The organism is Undibacterium sp. GW821-FHT11H02 (genome assembly GCF_058808015.1).
This window is the reverse complement of record NZ_JBXARG010000011.1, coordinates 23677-45318: the sequence shown is the minus strand read 5'-3', so window position 1 is coordinate 45318 and position 21642 is coordinate 23677. Positions and strand designations below refer to the sequence as shown.

Here is a 21642-nt window from a genome sequence, read left to right as displayed (position 1 = left end):
AACTTTCTAATTATTTTGCTTTACTTGCGAACTTCACCATGGCCGAAGACTACGTACTTGAGCGAAGTTAAACCTTCCAGCCCAACTGGTCCGCGTGCATGCAGTTTATCATTAGAAATGCCAATCTCCGCACCGAGGCCGTATTCAAAGCCATCGGCAAAGCGGGTCGAGGCGTTGACCATGACTGACGCCGAATCAACCTCGCGCAAAAATGCCATGGCACGACTGTAATCTTCGGTGATTATCGATTCTGTGTGTTTGGATGAATAATGATTGATATGCTCTATAGCTGCCGCCATGTCAGCAACAATTTTCACTGCGAGAATCGGCGCTAAGTATTCAGTAGACCAATCTGTTTCTTGCGCTGTTGCCAGATGCGGATACGCATGCAAGATTTGTGCAGCTTGCGTGTCACAACGTAATTCGACTTTTTCGCTCAGATAGCAATCTGCTAGTTTTGGTAAGACTTGTGCCGCAATACCTTCTGCCACCAATAAAGTTTCCATGGTATTGCAAGTGCCGTAACGATGGCATTTCGCATTAAAGCCTATATCAACGGCTTTTTGAATATCAGCTTTATCATCAATGTAAACATGGCAGATACCGTCCAGATGTTTAATCATAGGCACGGTTGCCTCACGTATCAAACGTTCTATCAGGCCTTTGCCACCGCGTGGCACGATGACATCGACGTATTCAGGCATCGTGATCAAAGCGCCGACGGCTGCACGATCCGTCGTATCGACCACCTGCACGGCTTGTTCCGGCAAACCTGCTGCGCGCAAACCTTCTTTGACTAAATTCGCCAAGGCACGGTTGCAATTAATCGCTTCAGAACCGCCGCGCAGGATCGTCGCATTGCCGCTCTTGATGCACAGACCTGCTGCATCCACGGTCACATTGGGTCGCGCTTCATAAATGATGCCGATCACACCTAGCGGTACCCGCATTTGCCCCACTTGTATGCCCGATGGGCGATACTTCATATTCGAAATTTCACCGATAGGGTCGGACAAGCGTGCGATTTGTTCTAAGCCTTCTGCCATCGTGGCGATGGCCTTATCGCTCAATGCAAGACGATCTAACATCGCGGCGTCCATACCGGATGCTTTGGCCGCAGCTAAGTCGAGTTCATTCGCTGTGCGCAGAGCTGGTGCTTCACGACGTATCGTTGTCGCTATCGCCAACAAGGCTTGATTCTTAGTGGCCGTGTCTGCCTTTGCCATCGCGCGGGATGCCAAACGCGCTTGTTGGCCTAGGATTTGGATGTAGTTGGCGATGTCGCCGGTGTTTTTATCAACGCTCATGTTCAGAACACTTTAATTCTATTTATTTGAATGACCCACTGTCGTCAAGCTTCGCAAAATTGCTTAATTGGGATGCAGCGCTAGGCGCTCAGCATGCATTACAACTCCACCTTATATGTCGATATTGCGAGCATGAGCAACAACGCGATGCGCCCAAATAAGCGATTTGGCGAAGCGTTAATTTGCCTTAGCGACTCGCAAACCCAAGTGCAACAAAGCGTCCCAAGCATCGCCTGCAAACTTTGGTGCACGCAAGCCCTTAACCATTTTGTCGATTTGCGCAGCGTCTTGTAGTGCTGCTTGTAGGGTCGCCAAACTGACGCGACGTAGTGCTGGCTCCATGAGTTTTTCTCTTGGCCCCCAGATACGGTACTCTTTTAAGAGTGCCCCAAGTGGACGTCCTTGTGCGACGCCGGATTTTAATTTGAGTAGTGTGCGTAGTTCTTCTGCCATCGCCCACAAGACTAAAGGCAGGGCTTCACCCTCACCTTTGAGTCCATCTAACATTCTGACTAAGCGCGCCACATCGCCGACTAACATCGCTTCGTTGAGTTTGAAAACATCGTAACGGGCGACATTTAAAACGGCGTCATGGATGACTTCGAAGCTGAGTTTTCCTTGTGGATGCAGCAGTCCTAATTTTTGTATTTCTTGGTGCGCTGCGAGTAAATTGCCTTCTACGCGGTCGGCAATAAATTCCAGACTTTGACGATCGGCGCTTTGTCCTTGCGCGGACAATCTTTGGCCTATCCAATTCGGCAAAGCGACACGCTCGATTAGCGGAATGTCGATGTACACCGCCGCTTGTTGCAACATCGTGACCCAAGCGACTTTTTGCGTTGCCCAATCGAGTTTAGGTAAGGTAATTAAGGTAATGTTATCGGGCGAAAGATCACGTACATATTCTTGTAAAGCCGCGCCGCCATCTTTGCCTGGCTTGCCCGTTGGGATGCGCAGGTCGATCAGTTTTTTATCGCCGAATAAAGATTGCGATTGATTCGCTGCCAGTAGTTCACCCCATTTAAAGTAACGTTCAACTGTGAGTATTTCACGCTCTAAAAAACCCTGCGCCTTGGTGATTTTACGTATCTTGTCGGCGGTTTCTTGCACCAACAAATGCTCGTCGCTAGAGATGACATAGATCGCCGCCAAACCTTTGGCGAGATGAGCATCGATAGCGTCGTAACGTAATTGCATAGTCTGATGAGCCTTACTCTGATTTCGCTGGCGAGTCTATTTTGACGACAGCAAGACGGCGCATGATTTGCTGCACGAGTTCAGATTGCATATCGCGATAAAGTAAGGCTTCCTCAGCTTCTTTCGCTAAGACTTCGTTTTCTTTAAAGCTGAGATTGCGTTTCAGGCTGATCGTGGTTGGCTCTAAGACTTCACGCCCAGCTTTGTCACGCAAACGGAATTTTAAGTTGTAGATCAAATTAAATTCACGGACACGACCCTGGCTGTTCAAGGATAAAATCACTTTGTCGCGCGTCTCACCCAACACATCCAAAATCACTTCTGCATTGGTCGCTTGTGCAGTTACTTCCGTTTTGCCATTGGCACGCAGATTACGTTTGAGCTCACCACCTAAAGCTGAACTTTCTGGCAAACCGACGTAAATACTTTGGAAAGGAAACGCCACCGCGCCGCGCAGAGCGAAGCCACAAGCGCTGAGACTCGTTATAAGAACGAGGTAGCTAACAATTTTCAGGAAACGATTTTTGCTCATGAGGCTTTCACTCTACTTTAGAAACTCCCTTCTCCCGCAAGCGGGAGAAGGGTCGGGAATGAGGGGGAATCAGCTTCGGATAAAATCATTTAAGACAAAAGACGAAATTTTCACTGTCTTTTGCTTTCGAATAATTTTGCAGTTCACCAAACACCCTCACCCTAGCCCTCTCCCGCTTGCGGGAGAGGGGATTAGGCCTACAATATCTCTGCGTACTCTGCGCCTCTGCGGCAAAGCTGTTCAAACTCAAACAACAATGTTCACCAATTTACCAGGCACAACAATAATCTTCTTAGGCGCAGCTTCGATAAAACGTGCTGCACTTTCATTCGCAACTGCTGCCGCTTCTATCGTCGCTTTGTCTGCATCTTTTGCGACCTTGATACTGCCGCGTAATTTGCCGTTCACTTGCACCATCAATTCGATTTCATCTTGCACCAAAGCTGCTGCATCGACTTGTGGCCAAGGCGCATCGATGATGCCGCCGAGATCTGCAGCATAGCCAAGTTCATTCCACAAGGCGTGCGTGATGTGTGGGCAAACTGGATACAAACCGCGCAACAAGATGCCGAAAGCTTCACGCACAGCCGCAGCAGAACCTTCTGCTTCGGATTTGAATGACTCTATCGTGTTCAGCAATTTCATGGCACCAGACACTACCGTGTTGTATTGCAAACGATCGTAGTCGCTATCAATTTGTTTCAAGGTGCTATGAACTTCGAAACGCAAAGCTTTGACGTCAGCTGCATAGTTAGCTGCTGGTGTTACACCTGCTGCGATTGTTGGAGAGAACTTCAAAGCTGTCGCCCACAAGCGACGCAGGTAGCGCGAAGCACCTTCTACGCCACTGCTGCTCCACGCAGCACTTTGATCTGGAGGTCCGGCAAACATCGTGAACAAGCGCGCCGTATCGGCACCAAACTGGCTGATGATGTCTTTTGGTTCGACCACGTTATTTTTGGACTTAGACATCTTCTCGATGCCACCCATGTGCACAGGCTGACCATCGCTCTTCAAGCTGGCAGAAATCGGGCGGCCTTTTTCATCGTGCTGCACTTCGACTTCATTTGGATAGAACCAAACTTTCTTGCCACTTGCTTCTTCACGATAGTAAGACTCGTTAAGTAACATACCTTGCGTGAACAGATTCTTAAATGGCTCGTCGATTTTCACCAAGCCCATATCGCGCATAGCCTTGGTCCAGAAACGGGCATACAGCAAGTGCAAAACCGCATGTTCAACACCACCGATGTATTGATCCATCGCCATCCAGTAGTCATTGCGCTCATCGACCATGGTCGTCGCATCTGGACAGGTATAGCGCATGAAGTACCAGCTGGAATCGACGAAGGTATCCATAGTGTCAGTTTCACGATGTGCTGGCTTGCCACATTTTGGACAAGGCACATTCAAGAAAGCTGCATGCGTTTTTAATGGATTGCCAGAACCGTCAGGGATGCATTCGGTTGGCAAAACCACTGGCAAATCTTCATATGGCACAGGCACGTCACCACAATCATCGCAATGAATGATAGGGATAGGTGTGCCCCAATAACGTTGACGAGAAATACCCCAATCGCGCAAACGCCAGGTGGTTTTCTTTTCGCCTACGCCTTTGGCGACGAGGTCGGCAGCAACTGCATCAACCGCCGCTTTGTAAGTCAAACCATCGTATTTACCAGAATTAACCGTAACGCATTTTTGTTTGTCGCCATACGATTCCGCCCAAGCGTCCGTGGTGAAGGTTTCACCTTCGACTGCAACGACTTGTTTGATCGCGATATTGTATTTTTTAGCAAACGCAAAATCACGCTCATCATGGGCTGGCACGCCCATCACAGCGCCATCGCCGTAAGTCATTAACACGTAATTACCAACCCAGACTTCAACCTGTTCGCCCGTCAACGGATGCGTGACGAATAAACCCGTTGGCAAACCTTCTTTTTCTTTGGTCGCCATTTCGGCTTCTGTGGTGCCACCGGCTTTGCATTCTTCGATGAAGGCGGCTAACTTTGCATTGTTTTTTGCAGCAACCGTGGCGAGTGGATGTTCGGCGGCGACTGCGCAGAATGTCACGCCCATAATCGTGTCAGGACGAGTCGTGAAGACATACATCTTACCGTCTTGCACCAGCGCACCGGATTCATCTTTAATCTCGTGACTAAAAGCAAAACGCACCCCTTCGCTCTTACCTATCCAGTTACGTTGCATAGTACGTACTTGATCTGGCCAGCCATCGAGTTGATCAATGCTAGACAAGAGCTCTTCTGCGTATTGCGTGATACCGAAGTAGTAGCCAGGAATTTCGCGTTTTTCGACTACTGCACCAGAACGCCAGCCTTTACCGTCGATTACCTGCTCGTTCGCCAACACAGTTTGATCAATCGGGTCCCAATTCACGACTTGCGTCTTTTTGTAGGCGACGCCTTTTTCCAGCATCTTCAAGAACAGCCATTGATTCCAGCGGTAGTAATCTGGATCGCAAGTTGCTACTTCGCGCGACCAGTCAAATGCCAAGCCCAGAGGTTGCATTTGTGATTTCATGTCTTCGATATTCGCGTAAGTCCATTCAGCGGGCGATTTTTTGTAGGCAATCGCTGCATTCTCGGCAGGCAAACCAAAGGCATCCCAGCCCATAGGCATTAAGACGTTATAACCTTTCATGCGTAATTGACGCGCCAACATGTCGTTGATGGTGTAGTTACGCACATGACCCATGTGTAGTTTGCCAGATGGGTAAGGCAACATGGAACAGGCGTAGTACTTACCTTTGGGGAAACGTGGATCGTTTTCTACCGTTTTAAACGCATTGGTCTCTGTCCAATGGGTCTGGGCGGCTTGTTCAACTTCGGCTGGGCTATATTTTTCTTGCATGACGATTCGATTGAAGAAATGAATTAAATTGGGGGAAATGCGATGTTCACTAGAACCTTAGATTATAAGGCTAAAGCACTACTATTTGAGGGAGCGAGGGGAGAAAAAGCGGGCTTTTACTTACTTTTTCACGGAATTTGAAGCATTCTGCGGAGATGATTTTGTTTGCGAGCTCACTGATTTTGCCTCGGTAGCAAATCCTATTTTATTCAAGCCATTATTCTGCGCGGCCGCCATCACTTGGGCGATTAATTCAAAGCGCGTTGATTTATCGGCGCGTAACAAGATTTCTGGCTGCGGCTTTTGCTTGGCAATCAATGCCAGGCGCTTTTCAATATCGTCTAATTGCACCAACTCAGCGTCCCAAAACAAAGCACCTTGGGCATCAAAAGAAAGTGTCACGGTGTCGATATTCTGTGGCACGGCCTCTGCTTGCGCCGATGGCAAATCGAGACGCACAGCATGATTCAGCAAAGGTGCGGCAATAATAAAAATGACTAACAACACCAACATCACATCGACCATAGGCGTGACATTGATATCCGACATGGCCGTCATCGGCTTTCCTGAATTACCACCTAGGCTTTTGAATTGACCGAATCCCATAGTGACTTTTTATGTTCAGTTGAGCTTAGTTACACTTAGTGAAATAAGCATGCAAATCAAAAGCAAAACCATCTAACTCAGCAAACGTGATGCGATTAATACGATTGAAAGCGTTATAAGCCAGCACAGCTGGAATCGCCACCATCAAACCAAGTCCCGTCATCACCAAAGCCTCACCCACTGGGCCTGCCACTAAATCAATTTGAATCGCCGACGAGCCTGAGACGGCAGTCAGCGCATGATAAATACCCCAAACTGTGCCCAATAAACCAACAAATGGCGCTGTCGCACCTATCGACGCTAACAAAGTCAAACCAGACTCTAAACGTACGGTGACGCTGGTGAGTTCTTCACGCAAAACACGCGTCATGACATCAGCAACATCCGTGTTTACCATCATTGACTTAGCGCGGCTTTGAGGATCGGAGGCAGCAAGTCCCTGCTTCGCTAATGGCGTGTAGATGTTCTCTACATCAGAAACGCTTAAAGAGTTCACAGCATCTTGCATAGTCGGCGCTTGCCAAAATGAATGTAGCGCCGACGTGCCACGACGTATGCGCCAAAACGACCAAGATTTAGAAAAAATCGTGAACCAACTGACTAAAGACATCAAAATCAAAAGCAATGCAACCGCACGCCCTAGCGTATCAAGTTGTATCCAGTATTGGCTGATAGTGATAGGCATAGTTCGGTCTCTGCGCTTAGTTCAAACCTAAGACGTCATACATGTCGTACAAACCGGTAGTCTTATCAGCGAGGAAACGTGCTGCACGCAAACTGCCATGGGCATAAGTGACGCGACTAGAAGACTTGTGAGTAATTTCTACGCGCTCGCCAATACCAGCGAACAACACCGTATGATCACCGACGATATCGCCGCCACGAATCGTGGCAAAACCGATGGACGATGGGTCGCGTTCGCCGGTCACGCCTTCGCGGGAGAATACACCCACTTCTTTCAAATCACGACCTAAAGTATCCGCAATCACCTCACCCATTTTGAGCGCGGTACCGGATGGGGCATCGACTTTATGGCGATGATGCGCCTCGATAATTTCTATGTCATAACCGTGTGAGAAGCTCTTGGCCGCCATTTCTAAAAGCTTCAGTGTGACATTCACACCGACACTCATGTTAGGTGCGAAAACAATGGCGGTTTTTTTGGCAGCTTCAACGATTGCGGCTTTGCCCGCATCATCAAAACCCGTAGTCCCGATAATCATTTTGATGCCGTGGTCAGCACAATATTTCAGATGCTCTAAAGTACCTTCTGGACGTGTGAAATCAATCAAGAAATCTGCATTTGCCAGGCCTTTCGCCAATTCAGACTCGATTAACACGCCTGTGAACTTACCCAAAGACAAACCCGCATCGGTACCTAAAAAAGCAGATTGTGGAATATCCAAAGCACCAGCCAAATTCGCATCATCTGCGGCGGCTATGGTTTCAATCAACATTTTACCCATGCGGCCGGAAGCACCGGCTACAGCAATTTTCATTCCTGACATAATTAACTCGACTTATTTTTTCTTAGGTGTTTCAGACGTAGGCATGGATTCGATGCGAGATGCGATAGCGGAATTGGTGATGTGTGCCAAATACTCTTTCTCGGTAGGCAAGTTGCCGCCTTCGAAACGCTCAACGGTATTGGATTTAAAGAAAATCGCCAGACGACTGGAAATCACTTCGCCATTCGGTTTCAACATACGGAAAGGATAATCCCAGCGATCTTCATGGAACATATCGGTCAACAGTGCAGTCCCCAATAAGAAGCGCACTTGCTCACGAGTCATGCCTTCTTTCAACTGAGATACCATTTCTTGCGAAACGAAGTTACCTTGCTGTACAGAAATGCGATAAGGAGAGATCAGACCAAATAATTTATCAAAACCCGATGGTTTTACGATTTGTGTGCCTTTGGTCGCATTGGCATCCGCTTCTGCAACCACAGTCTTCTGACTGGCACAGCCAGTGACCAAAACCAAAACGGCCGCTGTACCGAATACAGCCAATTTGCTCTGGGATTTCTTAAATACGTTCAATGGCATAAACTACCTCAAATTTTCAAGCAAGAATGTCGAACCGGAAAAACTTCAGATAAGATAACAGAAATTTCTACCTAGCTCTAAAACCCTATATCATAAAGCACTTAGCCTTCTTTTGACTGAAAACATGACAAATAACACGCCCGACCTGAAAGCCAGCGGACTGAAAGCCACTTTGCCACGTCTGAAAATCCTGGAAATTTTCCAAAACAGCTCGGTTCGTCATTTAACGGCCGAAGATGTTTACAAGATCCTGTTAACAGAAAATATGGACGTAGGTCTAGCCACGGTCTATCGCGTGTTAACCCAATTTGAACAAGCTGGCTTATTACATCGCAATCATTTTGAGTCTGGGAAGGCGATTTTTGAACTAAACGAAGGCTCACATCATGATCATTTGGTCTGCTTAGATTGCGGACGAGTGGAAGAATTTTTTGATGAGCAGATTGAAAAACGTCAACATGCAGTGGCGGAAGAGCGCGGATTTTCAATTGCTGAGCATTCCCTGGCGCTGTATGGAAATTGCACCAAAGTGAATTGCGTGAATAAAAAGTAATCTACTATAAAGTTTAAAGCATAAGCCAAGAACAAACTCCAGCTCTTAATAAAAAGCTAGCCTTGCATGAAATACAAGGCTAGCTTTTTGTTTGCAAATCTATTCGACATCAACTATCCGGATAGCAATTTACTATTAAATATTAGACTCCCCCGCCTATTTTGGCACTACGAGCAGCACGTACTTTAAGCGCTACCATTTGCACCGTATCCAACACTTTCTTGGCATTAAAGGGTTTAATAATATAGCCACTGATACCGCTTTTTACGACTTCAGATACTGTTTCTTGGTCTTTATTCCCTGTCACCATTAGTACAAAGACATCCTGCATTACCATGCGTATGCTTCTTAAGGCCTCAACCCCATTGACTTTCGGCATGACCACATCGAGCAAAATAATATCGGGATGTAAGCGGGTCGCCATTTCTAAAGCGCTATCACCGTCCAAAGCTTCACCGATCACGTTATAACCATCGTGACGCAAAATCACACGCAAGGTTTCGCGTGTCATATCGTTGTCGTCCACAATTAATACTGAGATATCTTTATTGTCTGCCATTTTGAACACGCTAATTGAGGTTTAATTAATTTTTTGCCGAATCGCTTATTGCATCACTTCTTATTCAGAACATAAGCAGTTTAGCAGGCTAATGATTAAGTGCATTCGACAATAACTTTGCAGTGATATCCACAATGGGAATCACGCGCTCGTAGGCCATCCGGGTCGGACCAATTACACCCAGAGTGCCCACAATACGTCCATTCACTTCATAAGGCGCAGTCACAATACTCATTTCTTCCATTGGCACTAGCTGTGATTCACCACCAATAAAGATACGCACGCCAGACGCATTACTAGACACATCTAATAACTGCATTAAACCACTCTTTTGTTCAAATAAATCAAACAAACGCCTTAAGGAAGACATATTCGATGACAGATCACTGACATTGAGCAAATTGCGTTCACCTGAGATGATCATATCATCTGCATTCTCGGCCATAGCCTGACTACCAGCTTCTAAGGCGGTCTGCATCAGTCGATTCATATCACCTTGCAATGCGCGTAATTCATGCTTAATACTCAAGCGTGCCTGGTCAAAACTTTGTCCGGCAAAATGCTGATTCAAGTAATTCGCCGCCTGAATTAATTGCGATGGTGTGTAATCCACATCCGTCAATAAGAGGCGATTATGCACTTCGTCATTTGGGGCCACCACGACCAACAAAATACGTTTTTCTGACAAACGCAAAAATTCAACTTGCTTGAAGATGGATTCCTGTTTCGCGGTCATCACTACACCCGCAAATTGCGACAATGAAGACAAAACTTGCGCTGCGTTAGCAATGATTTTTTGTGGTGAACCCGTCATGATTGATGATTGCAAACGCGCACCTAATGCCGTTTCCAATACCGATTCATCGATATCCTGCACCGTCAATAACTGATCAACAAAGACCCGATATCCACGTGGTGTCGGAATCCGCCCCGATGACGTATGTGGGCTGGTGACAAAGCCCATTTCCTCCAGATCTGACATGACATTCCGTATGGTCGCTGGCGACAGCTCCAGGCCAGAAATTTTCGAAAGCTCACGTGAGCCTACCGGCTGGCCATCGGCAATATACCTTTCCACCAGAGCTTTGAGTAATGTTTGAGCGCGATTATCGAGTTGCATATTTTTATATTAGGCTAGCTTAAGCAGAAACACCCCATTGTTACGTAAACTAAGCTTAATTTATTTATGATCTTATAGATTGCCTTATTAATTATCCTACTTGTTGCCAAAGTCGGCATGTCAACTCAGTTTCAGCAACAATTCTTGCAAATCTTTCACAATTAAATCCGGTTTTATATCTAAGCCTGTCTCAGCAAGCGCAAGTCCGCGTCGGTTAACCCAAGCCGCAGCCATCCCCACTCGTTGAGCACCCTGCACATCCAAACGCAAATCATCACCAATATACATGAGCTCGTTAGGGCTTAGTTTCAAGTGTTCTATCATGGCACAAAAAATCTTGGGATCGGGCTTAGCGCAGCCAAATTGATGTGCCGCCAACGAAACAGAAAAGTGCTGGCTTAAGCCTATCGCAGCTATATCGGCAAAACCATTTGAGATAGAACCTAAGACATAATGTTCTTTGAGTGCATCAAGGGCCGGCATCACGTCATCAAAAAAATCCACCTTATTGCGCGCATGGGCAAAAACTTGCATGGCCTCATCGGCGAGGCTAGGATGGGCATCGTGCTCGCTAAATACTTGCTGCAACAAGGTATGGCGCAAAGCCCAAAGGTCGTAGCTAAAACGCGGATTTGTAGCAACTAGGGCCTGACGTCGCTCGCGCAAGGCTTCTATCGTATAGGTTTCAACCACCGAGGGCAGTTGTGTTGCAATCCACGCATGCAGAGTCGATTCGGCGTGCTGAATCACGGGCACGACCGGCCACAAAGTGTCATCAAGATCAAATATCAGGGCTTTGATGCTCATAGTATGGACTAGCTTTAAGATCAAATAAGTTCAGTGCAATTCAAAAATACGCGGGCTTTAATCAAAGGCGCTCTGGCTACCTATAAATCAGCAATCGCAGCGCGCAAGTCAAAAATACCTTGCTTAGCACCGCACAGAGTTAATAAATATTGTCTATACATAGCAGGTATATGGCGACCAGCCAGCGTTCCCAGATCTCGCAACCAGCCAACTGGATAGTCAGACTGATATAAAGGCGTCATGATACGACTCACCATTTGATAGTAAGCAATATGTTGACTACGCCTACGCGAATAATTGGCAAAAGCTGCTATAAGCGAATTCTGCCCCATGGCTGGGGTCACATCCGCATTTTCTATACATTGCGCCAAAATCCTCGCATCAATCAAGGCCATATTCGCGCCCTGTCCCAATTGCGGACTCATCGCATGCGCGGCATCGCCTAAAACAACAATACGATCCTGATGATAAGACGCCAGCCGGACATCAGCGTATTCAGCAATTGCAATCGCAGCCTCAGGAACACTAGCCAGCCAATCTGCCACTTCCGGCCACACTTTACGGATACGTTCGATCAGGCCAGGCAAACCCGCCAACCGATATTCGGCGAACGCTGATTTAGGCAAACTCCAAAACAAAGAGTAGCAGGTCTTGTTTGTCGCGGGATTAAGCCCCGTTGGCAATACGCCCAACATAAGGTGAGCTCCACGATAGCGTTGCATCAGGATATGTGGGAAAGGCCAATCTTCTTTATCCAACACTGCCCAATATGCACCCCAGGGATACGGCCTGTGGCTTTGGACTATATCGAGTTGATCGCGCAATAAGGAACGCGCACCATTCGCGATGATAAGTCCATCGGCCTGCAGACTTCCACGTTGATGCTGGATGTACACACGCTGCGCGTCTTGCGTAAATGAGCTGATGCCATTTCCCAGATGTATCGCCACGCCCAAGTCCTGCGCACATTGCCACAATATCTGATGTAGATGGGCCCTATGAATGCCCAATCCAAACCAGTCTCGTCGCACAAATTGGTAATGTAAATCCAGCGTCTTCCATGTCCCGGTATAGCCTTCAAGGCTGCGCACTATTGCCGCCTTTTCTTTTACGGCATCCAACAAGCCCAAACTCAGCAACATCGCCTGTCCACTAGGCTGCAACAACAAACCAGCCCCCACCGGTGTAGGATCGGCGACCTGTTCATACACGTCGACTTGATTCCCCTGACGAGTCAAAAAAATTGCCGAAGCCAGTCCGGCGATTCCTGCACCAGCGATCACGATATGGGTCATAGAAAAATCATTTTTGACATAGCGCCTAAAGGCATTAAATTGCATTAAATTTCGTTGAATCGATACTCAATTATACGTAGAACTTAGATGAAACTAATACAAAGCTCAACACAGTGCGGGTTCTGCCCGGGACTGATACCGATTTATAATGGCGAGCGCCTGACCTAAAACGCAAAAAATGATCGAAGAAAGACTGACAATGACTATACATATTCAACAAGCGACGATACAAGACCTTCATTTGATTGCCCCCTTATTTGACGCTTACCGCGTGTTCTACCAACAAACCAGCGATGTCGAATTAGCAGAAAATTTTTTATCCGAACGCCTACAAAAAAACGAGTCCATCATTTTTTTTGCTATAGACGAGATGGAGCGCGGCTTGGGCTTTGTGCAGCTTTATCCAAGTTTTTCTTCTGTGTCCGCCATGCGTCAGTGGACTTTAAATGATTTATTTGTCAGTGAAGCGGCCAGACGCAGCGGAGTCGCCCGACTCCTTATGAATCGCGCGCGCCAATTTGCTATCGACACAAACGCAAAGGGGCTATTTTTAGAGACTGGGCATGACAATATCAGAGGACAAACTTTGTATGAATCGCTGGGCTACAAAAGAAATTCAGAATTTTTCTATTTTCTCGATCTACGAAATGTTGATAAGTAAGTAGTTCTCATGTCACAAACGAGCTATGAAAATTCCTATCTCTGCAACAAAGCATGAGCTTTGCTGCTATGGAAACATCCAGTTCAGCAAGAATAGTGTAATCTAAAGCCTTCTTCAAAATCCGGCAGCTTCTCTATGACAACAACCACAAAAACCGTCGCCTTGATTGGTAAATACAATGCATTAGGCATGGGTGAGTCGTTGAATGAATTAGCACATTTTTTAGCCGAAGCGGGACACGCTGTCCTGTTTGACACAGATTCTGCACAGAATTTAGCACTAAACGAATTTCCCGCAATGTCAGTCGCCGATATTGGTCGAAATGCAGATGTCGCGATTGTTTTAGGTGGTGATGGCACCATGCTCGGCATCGCCAGGCAGCTCGCGCCTTATGACGTCCCCTTAATTGGGATTAACCAAGGCAGACTTGGATTTATTACTGATATTCCGCGCGATCAAATGATTCCCGCAGTCGCCCAAATTTTAGATGGCAAGCACGTCGCAGAACAACGCTGCATGCTGGAAGCGATTGTGGTACGTGATGGTGAACAGATATTTAGCGGCGTCGCTTTCAATGACATCGTCTTATCACGCGGCGCAGGCTCAGGCATGATCGAATTACGGGTCGAAGTTGATGAGCATTTTATGTACAACCAGCGTTCAGATGGCTTAATTGTTTCTACACCAACAGGCTCCACCGCGTATGCCTTGTCTGCGGGCGGACCACTCCTACATCCTAGCTTAGGTGGCATCGCGATGGTACCGATTGCGCCACATGCCTTATCAAATCGTCCCATTGTGCTGCCAGAAACCAGCGTGATACGAGTAGAAATTGTGGCGGGTCGCGATGCCAGCGTGAATTTTGATATGCAGTCATTCGCCAACTTAAATCACAAAGATCAAGTCGTCATCAGCCGCTCCACCCACCACATCACCTTTCTACACCCAGAAGGTTGGAACTATTACCATACCCTGCGTGAAAAACTACATTGGAATGAGTACCCATCGGTTGAAGGTGCACTTAACTAAATTTTGTCCCACAAAGTCCTGTGCATAAATACAGTGCTTTCCAAGCTCATACTGTCTGCTCTAAGGTAAAATAAGCTCGCCTTTCGGCTAATTTTTATCACAATGCGGTATTTACCCATTTTACTTTTTCAAATCGAAACCTATGCTGCGCACGCTTGCTATTCGTGATTTTGTTATCGTCGATACGATAGAACTAGAATTCTCTGCTGGCTTCACGGTCTTTACTGGTGAAACTGGTGCTGGCAAATCGATACTGATTGATGCGCTGGCCTTGGCTTTGGGGGGCCGCGGCGATGCCAGCATGGTACGAGAAGCTGCACAAAAAGCCGATATCTCTGCGGAATTTTCCTGCAATGCAGAAACCACGGCTTGGCTCAGGGATAAAGATTTTGCCAGCGAAGATGGACAACTCATCATACGTCGAGTCATCGACAACGCAGGTCGCACTAAAGCCTATATCAACGGCATTACCGCAAGCGCAACACAGCTACGTGAACTCGGTGAGCTTTTAGTCGATATTCATGGTCAACATGCCCACCAGTCTTTATTGAAGAACGATGCGCAACGCAATCTACTTGATATGCAAGGTGGCTTACAAGCCGATGCGGCTGAAGTTGCGCGCTTGTATAAGCATTGGCGCAATCTCGCAAAGCAACGTGAAGAATTTGAGCAAAACGCAAAAAATATTTTGCAGGAACGGCAGCGCCTGGAGTGGCAAGTCGGTGAACTCGACAAATTGCAGCTTAAAAAAGGTGAATGGGAGTCCATCAATCAAGAGCATAGCCGCCTCGCTCATGCAGCCAGCCTGTTAGAAGGGGCGCAAGAAGCAGCCGATCTGATCTCTGAATCTGAACATCCTTTACTGTCGCAGTTATCTGGACTACTACAGAGAATCAGCAAGTTGGAAGAATTTGATAGTAAATTGAAACCCGTTATTGAATCACTTGATTCCGCACGGATTAATTTACAAGAATGTTCTTATGCTTTAAACGATTATCTCGGACGCATAGAACTTGACCCGGCTCGCTTAAGGGAAGTAGAAGCACGAGTTGAGAGTCTGCATAGTACCGCGCGGCGCTTCCATGTTGAACCTGATAATTTGATCGATGAACTGCAACAATTGAATACGCAATTACAACAATTGTCCGGCGCTTCCGATATTGATTCACTCAAAAAGCAAGAAGAACAAGCACAACAAAATTATTTAACATTGGCAAAAAAACTCAGTGCAAAACGCCAGATTGTCGCTAAGGATTTAGGCAATGCAGTCACCACAGCGATGCAAGATCTGAGCATGTCGGGCGGACGATTCACGATCGAGCTAGCTGCCTGCGAGCCTAGCGCAACGGGTTTAGAGCAAATCGAATTTATGGTAGCAGGTCATGCCGGTGTTCAAGTGCGTCCCCTCGCCAAGGTCGCATCGGGTGGCGAATTAGCACGAATTTCTTTAGCGATTTCGGTGATCACATCGTGCGCAACAGCGACGCCAACTTTGATCTTCGACGAAGTTGATAGCGGCATCGGCGGTGGTGTTGCCGAAGTTGTGGGACGACTATTGAAACGTTTAGGACAAGATCGCCAAGTCTTATGCGTCACCCATTTACCGCAAGTGGCAAGTCAGGGAAATCAACACTTTGAAGTCAGTAAAACACAAGAGGCCGGCAAGACTTATTCACAAATCGCTGCACTCGATAACAAACAACGCGTGGAAGAAATTGCGCGCATGTTAGGCGGCATAGAAATCACAGCGACCACCCGCAAACACGCAAGAGAGCTGCTCGCTTTATAAAGCCGCAATGCACTAACATTGCGCTCACCGAATAGAAGTAAGGAAAAATAAAAAATGGCTTTCTTAAAAGAACCTGATCACTCGCATGGCAAGTTACACAAGACTGCCGTAGTTCTAATTAATTTGGGTACGCCCGATGCGCCGACACCAGGTGCGGTGAGGCGCTATCTAAAACAATTTTTGTGGGATCAGCGTGTCGTAGAAATTCCGCGTGCAATCTGGTGGCTGATCTTAAACTTGATCATCCTGCCCTTCCGTTCCAAGAAATCCGCTGAAAAATACGCCTCAATCTGGACCAACGATGGATCGCCATTATTGGTTCATACGCGCAAACAAGCTTTGCTACTCAAAGGCTATTTAGGTGAACGTGGTCACGAAGTCCATGTGACATTTGCCATGCGTTACGGTTCTCCATCTATTCCCGAAGTTTTGGCACAACTGAAAGTCGATGGCTATGAACGCATCTTGATCTTGCCGGCGTATCCGCAATATTCTGCGACTACCACCGCATCGAATTTTGATGCAGTGACTCAATACTATCAACAAACACGCAACATTCCTGAACTGCGCTTTATCAAAAACTATCACGACCATCCGGCCTACATACAAGCGCTCAAAAATTCAATTTTAAAGTCGTGGGAAACCCACGGCAAACCAGAAAAATTGGTGATGAGTTTTCATGGATTACCAAAAGCATTTTTGTTGCGTGGCGATCCCTATCACTGCGAATGCTATAAAACCGCCCGCTTACTAGCTGAACAATTGGGCTTAAGCAAAGAAGATTACATCGTCACCTTTCAATCGCGTTTGGGTCGCGCTGAATGGTTACAGCCCTACACTGAACCAACGGTACAAGCGCTGGCGAAACAAGGTGTGAAACGTATTGATGTTGTGTGTCCGGGATTTTTGGCAGACTGTTTAGAAACTTTGGAAGAAATTGCAATGGAAGTGCGGCAAGCTTTCTTAACTGCTGGTGGCCAGACTTTCAATTATATTCCGTGTTTAAATGAATCGCCCGACGGACTGCGCGCCTTAGCTGAAATCAGTGAACAACACTTAATAGGCTGGCCAACTATGCTCACCGCCAGTATGCGGGAGCAAGAGAAACAAGCTGCCTTAATCAGTCGCAGTGAGGCAAAACGTCTAGGCGCTGATCAATAGTATGCCGAACACATTTGTCATCGGTGATGTACAAGGTTGTTACGACCAACTGATTGAACTGCTAGAAAAAATCGACGCGATAGATCCGCAATCGCGTTTATTATTTGCGGGAGATCTGGTCAATCGCGGGCCGAAGTCACTTGACACTTTGCGTCTAGTAAAAAGCTTAGGTGCGCGTGCTGAATCCGTGTTGGGCAATCACGATTTACATCTGCTAGCTGTGGCAAATGGCATACGCACTGCACATCGCAGCGATACTTTAGAGGCGATATTACAAGCCGACGATCGCGAAGAACTATTGCATTGGTTGCGCCAGCGTCCTATGGCAATCGCGACTAAAGATGGACACCATCTCTTGGTACATGCTGGTGTATTTGCGAACTGGGATCAATCACAAACCTTACAACTGGCGCAAGAAATCGAGACACAATTGCGCAGCGATAACTGGCTGGAAATGATACGCAACATGTACGGCAATCAACCCGCCAATTGGCACGACGATTTAGCAGGTGCTGAACGTACCCGCTGCATTATTAATGGGCTGACGCGTATCCGTTTTTGCCACGCAGATGGTGCCATGGATTTTGATCTGAAAGAAGCGGCGGGAGAAGCACCGGAACATTTGGTGCCATGGTTTGACATCCCGTCTCGCAAGACGCAAAGCTGCACGATTATTTTTGGGCACTGGTCAACTCTGGGATTGGTATTGCGCGACGACTTGATCAGTCTGGATACGGGCTGTGTCTGGGGTGGTCAATTGACCGCGGTTCGCTTGTCAGATCGCTTAGTGGTGCAAGTAGCAAGTCCACAGCATGTCACACCGTTTTAAAAACTAAGCCGCTTCAACACCCAAACCACGCGCCACCACTTGACGTGCAACTTGAGCGACTTCTCTGCGATGCGCTCCCTCGGTGGAAATACTAGGTAGCTGAATCAATTCAGCGACAATGCCATTCGCTTGCAAAATCAATTTCATACTCTCCGCAAATGTCATCTCACCGATGAAATCAGCGGCAGGATGAAGCTTGCCTTGCGCATCGACGTAACGCACCGCAAATGGCAGTACAGGGACTTTGGCTTCAATCGCGGCTTCAAAAAGATTCGGGTGAAATGGCAAAATCCCACCCTGTGCTCCGGTCGTTCCTTCAGGAAAAAATGCGATACGTTTATTGTCTCTTAACTGGTGTACCAGACCTTCATAGATACGGCGTACTTCGCGTTGCTTACCACGCGCCAGAAAAATCGTACCGGCTTGAGCGCTCAACCAACCGGCGATTGGCCAGCTACGAATATCTGATTTTGCAACAAAATGACAGGCATTCCAGGAATTGATCACAAAGATGTCTAGCCAGGAAACATGATTGGCAATAATTAAAGCATGGTCAGCCATCTGACCACCACTCTGATCTTTGAACTGTACGCTCACCTTACACAAAGTGAGCAATTGAGAGGACCAGCGGCGCACTAGTGCTTCACGTTTGGTCGAAGCGATAAAAGGAAAAATAATAGCGCAGGTAAGTACACCCGCAAAGATATGCATGAAGACACGAAGCAAACGCAATTTAGGCATGCATCACCGGTATAAAATAATTTTCAAAAGTTGCAAGTAAAACGAGTAATGCAGGGACATCACTCGTTTCGGGAAAATGACTACGGCGCCTTGTAGGCAACACGTCCATGCACAAGTGTAGCCTTTACCATGCCTGGTAATTCATAACCAATAAACGGTGTATGTTTGCCTTGGCTGACCAAGGCATCTGCTTGTACAGTCCAACGTGCATTGGGATCAAATACACAAAGATCAGCCGCCGCGCCAACGGCAATTTGACCACAGGGCAAACCAAGCAAAGCGGCAGGATCACGCGTAATTTTTGCGAGTGCCTGACTCAGGCTGACAGTCCCACGACTGTCGTCAGCCCATTTCACCACCAGTGACAGTAGCAATTCCAATCCAGTAGCACCGGGCGAAGCTTCTGCAAACGGCAGGGCTTTTTCATCATCATCAACAGGCGTGTGATCAGAGCAGATCGCATCGATGGTACCGTCCGCCAATGCTACTAAGATCGCATCTCTGTCACGCTGACTTCGCAGTGGTGGCGTTAGTCGTGCGTTCGAATCAAAGTAACCGATATCCGTGTCGGTTAAATGCACATGATGAATACCAACGTCGCAGGTCAGGGCCAAACCTTCTTTTTTGGCCTGACGAATCAATTCCAAACCAGTAGCAGAAGAAATGCGACACAAATGCACCCGAGCACCTGTAGCGCGCATTAATTCGAACAAGGTATGCATGGCTATCGTTTCTGCCATCACTGGCACGCCCGACAAACCCAGCCTTGATGCTAAAGGACCACTGTGCGCGACGCCGCCTTTACCAATGAAAGCATCTTGCGGACGCAACCATACCGTATACGAAAAAGTCGCCGCGTAGGATAAGGCGCGTTGCAAGACATTGGTATCGACAATCGCTTCTTCTGCCTGCGAAAAGCCCACGCAGCCCGCTTCGGTTAAAGCCGCCATCTCGGTTAAATTTTGCCCTTTGAGACCTATCGTTAACGCGCCGAGTGGGTAAACATTGGCTTTATGTTGCATCTTGGCTCTTTGTTTGAGCATTTCAACTAAGCCTGCTTCATCCAGTACCGGATCCGTGTCCGGTGGGCATACCAAACTAGTCACACCACCACGCATAGCAGCCTGCAATTCGGATTCTAGAGTCGCTTTATATTCAAAGCCTGGCTCGCGTAGGCGTGCGCTCAAATCAACTAAACCAGGTGCTACCACTAAGCCACTGGCATCTATCGTGTCTTGCACTACAAAACCATCTGGCTGAGCGCCAATAGCGGCAATTTTACCTTCGCTGATGTAGATATCTTTAAGCTCGTCCAAGCCATTTGCCGGATCAATCACACGGCCATTTCTAATATGAAGATTCATATTGCTTCTTTCAAAAAATACTTTCATCTAATTGATATCGCTTATGTGCATCGCTTATGTGCATCGCTTACATTGATGCAGGCATCACAGTCATTTCAAAACATTGAACCGCAGAGGCGCAGAGATCGCAGAGTCTTTTTTAGGTTTCTGTGCGACCTTTACACCTTTGTCGTTAACATGCTTTCAATCAAGCTGCTTACACATTGGTTCCGGAGACTATGCTCATCACTGCCATCCGCACCGCAATCCCAAAAGTAACCTGTGAAAGGATCACAGCCTGTGGGCCATCAGCAACCGCGGAATCAATTTCAACCCCGCGATTCATAGGTCCGGGATGCATCACAATCGCATCGGGCTTAGCCAATGCTAGACGCTCTGGCGTTAGGCCATACTGTTTGAAGTATTCTTGCGTCGATGGCAACAGCGCACCGCTCATACGTTCATTTTGCAGGCGCAACATGATCACCACGTCCACACCACGCAGACCTTCATTCATATCGGTGAAGACGCGTACGCCCATTTGTTCCAAGCCGCCAGGCAACAAAGTTCGAGGACCAATCACACGTACTTCAGCTGCGCCCAAAGTAGTCAATGCGTGAATATCAGAACGCGCTACACGGCTATGCAAAACGTCACCGACGATGGCGACCGTCAGATTACTAAAATCTTTTTTGTAGTGGCGTATCGTGTACATATCCAACAGGCCTTGAGTTGGATGCTCATGTCGACCATCACCGGCATTCACCACATGCACATGATGTTGCTTGGTATCGTTCAAATGTTGCGCGATGAGGAAAGGCGCGCCCGACGTGGCATGGCGTACGACGAACATATCCGCATGCATGGCAGCTAAGTTGTCTATCGTATCGAGTAAAGATTCACCTTTGCTGGCACTGGATGCCGCGATATTTAAATTAATCACATCGGCGGACAGACGTTTGGCAGCAATCTCAAAGGTAGTCCGGGTGCGTGTAGAATTTTCGAAGAACAAATTAAACACACTCTTACCATGCATTAAAGGGACTTTTTTTAATTCGCGCTCACCAATACTGACGAAAGAAGAAGCTGTATCGAGAATATGATTCATGATGGATTTTGGTAAGCCATCAATCGCTAACAAATGTTGAAGTTCGCCGTGTTTATTTAGCTGTGGATTTTTCATCATTGCTC

General features: G+C 47.2%; 21 protein-coding genes. 6 read left to right on the top strand and 15 right to left on the bottom strand.

What is annotated here, in order from left to right; all coding sequences use genetic code 11:
• Positions 1-20: 20 nt before the first annotated feature.
• The 8 genes from AC1RR2_RS12385 to AC1RR2_RS12350 all read right to left on the bottom strand — a co-directional run bounded on the left by AC1RR2_RS12385 (position 21) and on the right by AC1RR2_RS12350 (position 8564).
• Positions 21-1307: a glutamate-5-semialdehyde dehydrogenase gene (locus tag AC1RR2_RS12385; RefSeq protein ID WP_493222570.1), complete on the bottom strand. Its 1287-nt coding sequence runs from the start codon at positions 1305-1307 to the stop codon at positions 21-23.
• Positions 1308-1484: 177 nt separating this feature from the next.
• A complete protein-coding gene (holA, locus tag AC1RR2_RS12380; RefSeq protein WP_493222569.1) occupies positions 1485-2504 on the bottom strand; it encodes a DNA polymerase III subunit delta in 1020 nt (339 codons plus the stop codon).
• Between the two features lie 13 nt (positions 2505-2517).
• Positions 2518-3036 (bottom strand): LPS-assembly lipoprotein LptE, encoded by a 519-nt coding sequence (locus AC1RR2_RS12375; protein ID WP_493222568.1) that lies wholly within the window; start codon positions 3034-3036, stop codon positions 2518-2520.
• 246 nt (positions 3037-3282) lie between these two features.
• Positions 3283-5910, bottom strand: coding sequence for a leucine--tRNA ligase (leuS, locus tag AC1RR2_RS12370; protein ID WP_493222567.1), 2628 nt, complete (start codon positions 5908-5910; stop codon positions 3283-3285).
• Between the two features lie 120 nt (positions 5911-6030).
• The gene (locus AC1RR2_RS12365; RefSeq protein ID WP_493222566.1) at positions 6031-6516 is read right to left on the bottom strand and encodes an ExbD/TolR family protein; all 486 of its coding nucleotides are present in this window, start codon (positions 6514-6516) and stop codon (positions 6031-6033) included.
• Between the two features lie 25 nt (positions 6517-6541).
• Positions 6542-7201 carry a MotA/TolQ/ExbB proton channel family protein gene (locus AC1RR2_RS12360; RefSeq protein ID WP_493222565.1) on the bottom strand — a complete coding sequence of 220 codons (660 nt, stop codon included), beginning with the start codon at positions 7199-7201 and terminating at the stop codon, positions 6542-6544.
• A 16-nt stretch (positions 7202-7217) separates the two neighbouring features.
• Complete coding sequence (gene dapB / locus AC1RR2_RS12355; RefSeq protein ID WP_493222564.1) at positions 7218-8024, bottom strand: 4-hydroxy-tetrahydrodipicolinate reductase; 807 nt, start codon at positions 8022-8024, stop codon at positions 7218-7220.
• Positions 8025-8036: 12 nt separating this feature from the next.
• Positions 8037-8564: an outer membrane protein assembly factor BamE gene (locus AC1RR2_RS12350; RefSeq protein ID WP_493222563.1), complete on the bottom strand. Its 528-nt coding sequence runs from the start codon at positions 8562-8564 to the stop codon at positions 8037-8039.
• Positions 8565-8688: 124 nt separating this feature from the next.
• On the opposite strand from AC1RR2_RS12350, the gene fur reads away from it, so the two are divergent.
• Positions 8689-9117: a ferric iron uptake transcriptional regulator gene (gene fur, locus AC1RR2_RS12345; RefSeq protein ID WP_493222562.1), complete on the top strand. Its 429-nt coding sequence runs from the start codon at positions 8689-8691 to the stop codon at positions 9115-9117.
• 142 nt (positions 9118-9259) lie between these two features.
• Here fur and AC1RR2_RS12340 read toward each other — a convergent pair whose 3' ends face one another.
• The 4 genes from AC1RR2_RS12340 to AC1RR2_RS12325 all read right to left on the bottom strand — a co-directional run bounded on the left by AC1RR2_RS12340 (position 9260) and on the right by AC1RR2_RS12325 (position 12943).
• A complete protein-coding gene (locus AC1RR2_RS12340; protein ID WP_493222561.1) occupies positions 9260-9676 on the bottom strand; it encodes a response regulator in 417 nt (138 codons plus the stop codon).
• An 88-nt stretch (positions 9677-9764) separates the two neighbouring features.
• Positions 9765-10796, bottom strand: a complete 1032-nt coding sequence (hrcA, locus tag AC1RR2_RS12335) for a heat-inducible transcriptional repressor HrcA (RefSeq protein ID WP_493222560.1) — start codon at positions 10794-10796, stop codon at positions 9765-9767.
• Between the two features lie 120 nt (positions 10797-10916).
• Positions 10917-11603, bottom strand: coding sequence for an HAD family hydrolase (locus tag AC1RR2_RS12330; protein WP_493222559.1), 687 nt, complete (start codon positions 11601-11603; stop codon positions 10917-10919).
• Between the two features lie 80 nt (positions 11604-11683).
• Positions 11684-12943: an FAD-dependent oxidoreductase gene (locus AC1RR2_RS12325; protein ID WP_493222558.1), complete on the bottom strand. Its 1260-nt coding sequence runs from the start codon at positions 12941-12943 to the stop codon at positions 11684-11686.
• Positions 12944-13097: 154 nt separating this feature from the next.
• Between AC1RR2_RS12325 and AC1RR2_RS12320 the strand changes: the two genes are divergently transcribed.
• The 5 genes from AC1RR2_RS12320 to AC1RR2_RS12300 all read left to right on the top strand — a co-directional run bounded on the left by AC1RR2_RS12320 (position 13098) and on the right by AC1RR2_RS12300 (position 18367).
• Complete coding sequence (locus AC1RR2_RS12320) at positions 13098-13559, top strand: GNAT family N-acetyltransferase (protein ID WP_493222557.1); 462 nt, start codon at positions 13098-13100, stop codon at positions 13557-13559.
• A 135-nt stretch (positions 13560-13694) separates the two neighbouring features.
• Positions 13695-14588, top strand: a complete 894-nt coding sequence (locus AC1RR2_RS12315) for an NAD kinase (RefSeq protein WP_493222556.1) — start codon at positions 13695-13697, stop codon at positions 14586-14588.
• Positions 14589-14730: 142 nt separating this feature from the next.
• Entirely contained in the window at positions 14731-16377 is a 1647-nt protein-coding gene (gene recN, locus AC1RR2_RS12310) for a DNA repair protein RecN (protein ID WP_493222555.1), read from the top strand.
• 54 nt (positions 16378-16431) lie between these two features.
• Positions 16432-17538 carry a ferrochelatase gene (gene hemH, locus AC1RR2_RS12305; RefSeq protein ID WP_493222554.1) on the top strand — a complete coding sequence of 369 codons (1107 nt, stop codon included), beginning with the start codon at positions 16432-16434 and terminating at the stop codon, positions 17536-17538.
• A gap of 1 nt (position 17539) precedes the next feature.
• On the top strand, positions 17540-18367 hold the full coding sequence (locus AC1RR2_RS12300) for a symmetrical bis(5'-nucleosyl)-tetraphosphatase (protein ID WP_493222553.1): 828 nt from the start codon (positions 17540-17542) through the stop codon (positions 18365-18367).
• Positions 18368-18370: 3 nt separating this feature from the next.
• Here the strand turns inward: AC1RR2_RS12300 and AC1RR2_RS12295 are convergent, their stop codons facing one another.
• The 3 genes from AC1RR2_RS12295 to AC1RR2_RS12285 form a co-directional block, all read right to left on the bottom strand.
• Positions 18371-19108, bottom strand: coding sequence for a lysophospholipid acyltransferase family protein (locus AC1RR2_RS12295; protein WP_493222552.1), 738 nt, complete (start codon positions 19106-19108; stop codon positions 18371-18373).
• 80 nt (positions 19109-19188) lie between these two features.
• The gene (locus tag AC1RR2_RS12290; protein ID WP_493222551.1) at positions 19189-20472 is read right to left on the bottom strand and encodes a dihydroorotase; all 1284 of its coding nucleotides are present in this window, start codon (positions 20470-20472) and stop codon (positions 19189-19191) included.
• Positions 20473-20668: 196 nt separating this feature from the next.
• Positions 20669-21634 (bottom strand): aspartate carbamoyltransferase catalytic subunit, encoded by a 966-nt coding sequence (locus tag AC1RR2_RS12285; protein ID WP_493222671.1) that lies wholly within the window; start codon positions 21632-21634, stop codon positions 20669-20671.
• Between the last annotated feature and the right edge of the window lie 8 nt (positions 21635-21642).

Excerpts from the sequence above, each read along its gene's own strand:
- recN (WP_493222555.1), top strand. The coding sequence starts at position 14,731 with ATGCTGCGCACGCTTGCTATTCGTGATTTTGTTATCGTCGATACGATA.
- AC1RR2_RS12350 (WP_493222563.1), bottom strand. The coding sequence starts at position 8,564 with ATGCCATTGAACGTATTTAAGAAATCCCAGAGCAAATTGGCTGTATTC.
- AC1RR2_RS12290 (WP_493222551.1), bottom strand. The coding sequence starts at position 20,472 with ATGAATCTTCATATTAGAAATGGCCGTGTGATTGATCCGGCAAATGGC.
- AC1RR2_RS12360 (WP_493222565.1), bottom strand. The coding sequence starts at position 7,201 with ATGCCTATCACTATCAGCCAATACTGGATACAACTTGATACGCTAGGG.
- AC1RR2_RS12340 (WP_493222561.1), bottom strand. The coding sequence starts at position 9,676 with ATGGCAGACAATAAAGATATCTCAGTATTAATTGTGGACGACAACGAT.
- AC1RR2_RS12315 (WP_493222556.1), top strand. The coding sequence starts at position 13,695 with ATGACAACAACCACAAAAACCGTCGCCTTGATTGGTAAATACAATGCA.
- AC1RR2_RS12325 (WP_493222558.1), bottom strand. The coding sequence starts at position 12,943 with ATGCAATTTAATGCCTTTAGGCGCTATGTCAAAAATGATTTTTCTATG.
- hemH (WP_493222554.1), top strand. The coding sequence starts at position 16,432 with ATGGCTTTCTTAAAAGAACCTGATCACTCGCATGGCAAGTTACACAAG.
- leuS (WP_493222567.1), bottom strand. The coding sequence starts at position 5,910 with ATGCAAGAAAAATATAGCCCAGCCGAAGTTGAACAAGCCGCCCAGACC.
- AC1RR2_RS12295 (WP_493222552.1), bottom strand. The coding sequence starts at position 19,108 with ATGCCTAAATTGCGTTTGCTTCGTGTCTTCATGCATATCTTTGCGGGT.
- AC1RR2_RS12375 (WP_493222568.1), bottom strand. The coding sequence starts at position 3,036 with ATGAGCAAAAATCGTTTCCTGAAAATTGTTAGCTACCTCGTTCTTATA.
- AC1RR2_RS12330 (WP_493222559.1), bottom strand. The coding sequence starts at position 11,603 with ATGAGCATCAAAGCCCTGATATTTGATCTTGATGACACTTTGTGGCCG.
- dapB (WP_493222564.1), bottom strand. The coding sequence starts at position 8,024 with ATGTCAGGAATGAAAATTGCTGTAGCCGGTGCTTCCGGCCGCATGGGT.
- AC1RR2_RS12385 (WP_493222570.1), bottom strand. The coding sequence starts at position 1,307 with ATGAGCGTTGATAAAAACACCGGCGACATCGCCAACTACATCCAAATC.
- hrcA (WP_493222560.1), bottom strand. The coding sequence starts at position 10,796 with ATGCAACTCGATAATCGCGCTCAAACATTACTCAAAGCTCTGGTGGAA.
- AC1RR2_RS12285 (WP_493222671.1), bottom strand. The coding sequence starts at position 21,634 with ATGAAAAATCCACAGCTAAATAAACACGGCGAACTTCAACATTTGTTA.
- AC1RR2_RS12300 (WP_493222553.1), top strand. The coding sequence starts at position 17,540 with ATGCCGAACACATTTGTCATCGGTGATGTACAAGGTTGTTACGACCAA.
- fur (WP_493222562.1), top strand. The coding sequence starts at position 8,689 with ATGACAAATAACACGCCCGACCTGAAAGCCAGCGGACTGAAAGCCACT.
- AC1RR2_RS12320 (WP_493222557.1), top strand. The coding sequence starts at position 13,098 with ATGACTATACATATTCAACAAGCGACGATACAAGACCTTCATTTGATT.
- AC1RR2_RS12365 (WP_493222566.1), bottom strand. The coding sequence starts at position 6,516 with ATGGGATTCGGTCAATTCAAAAGCCTAGGTGGTAATTCAGGAAAGCCG.
- holA (WP_493222569.1), bottom strand. The coding sequence starts at position 2,504 with ATGCAATTACGTTACGACGCTATCGATGCTCATCTCGCCAAAGGTTTG.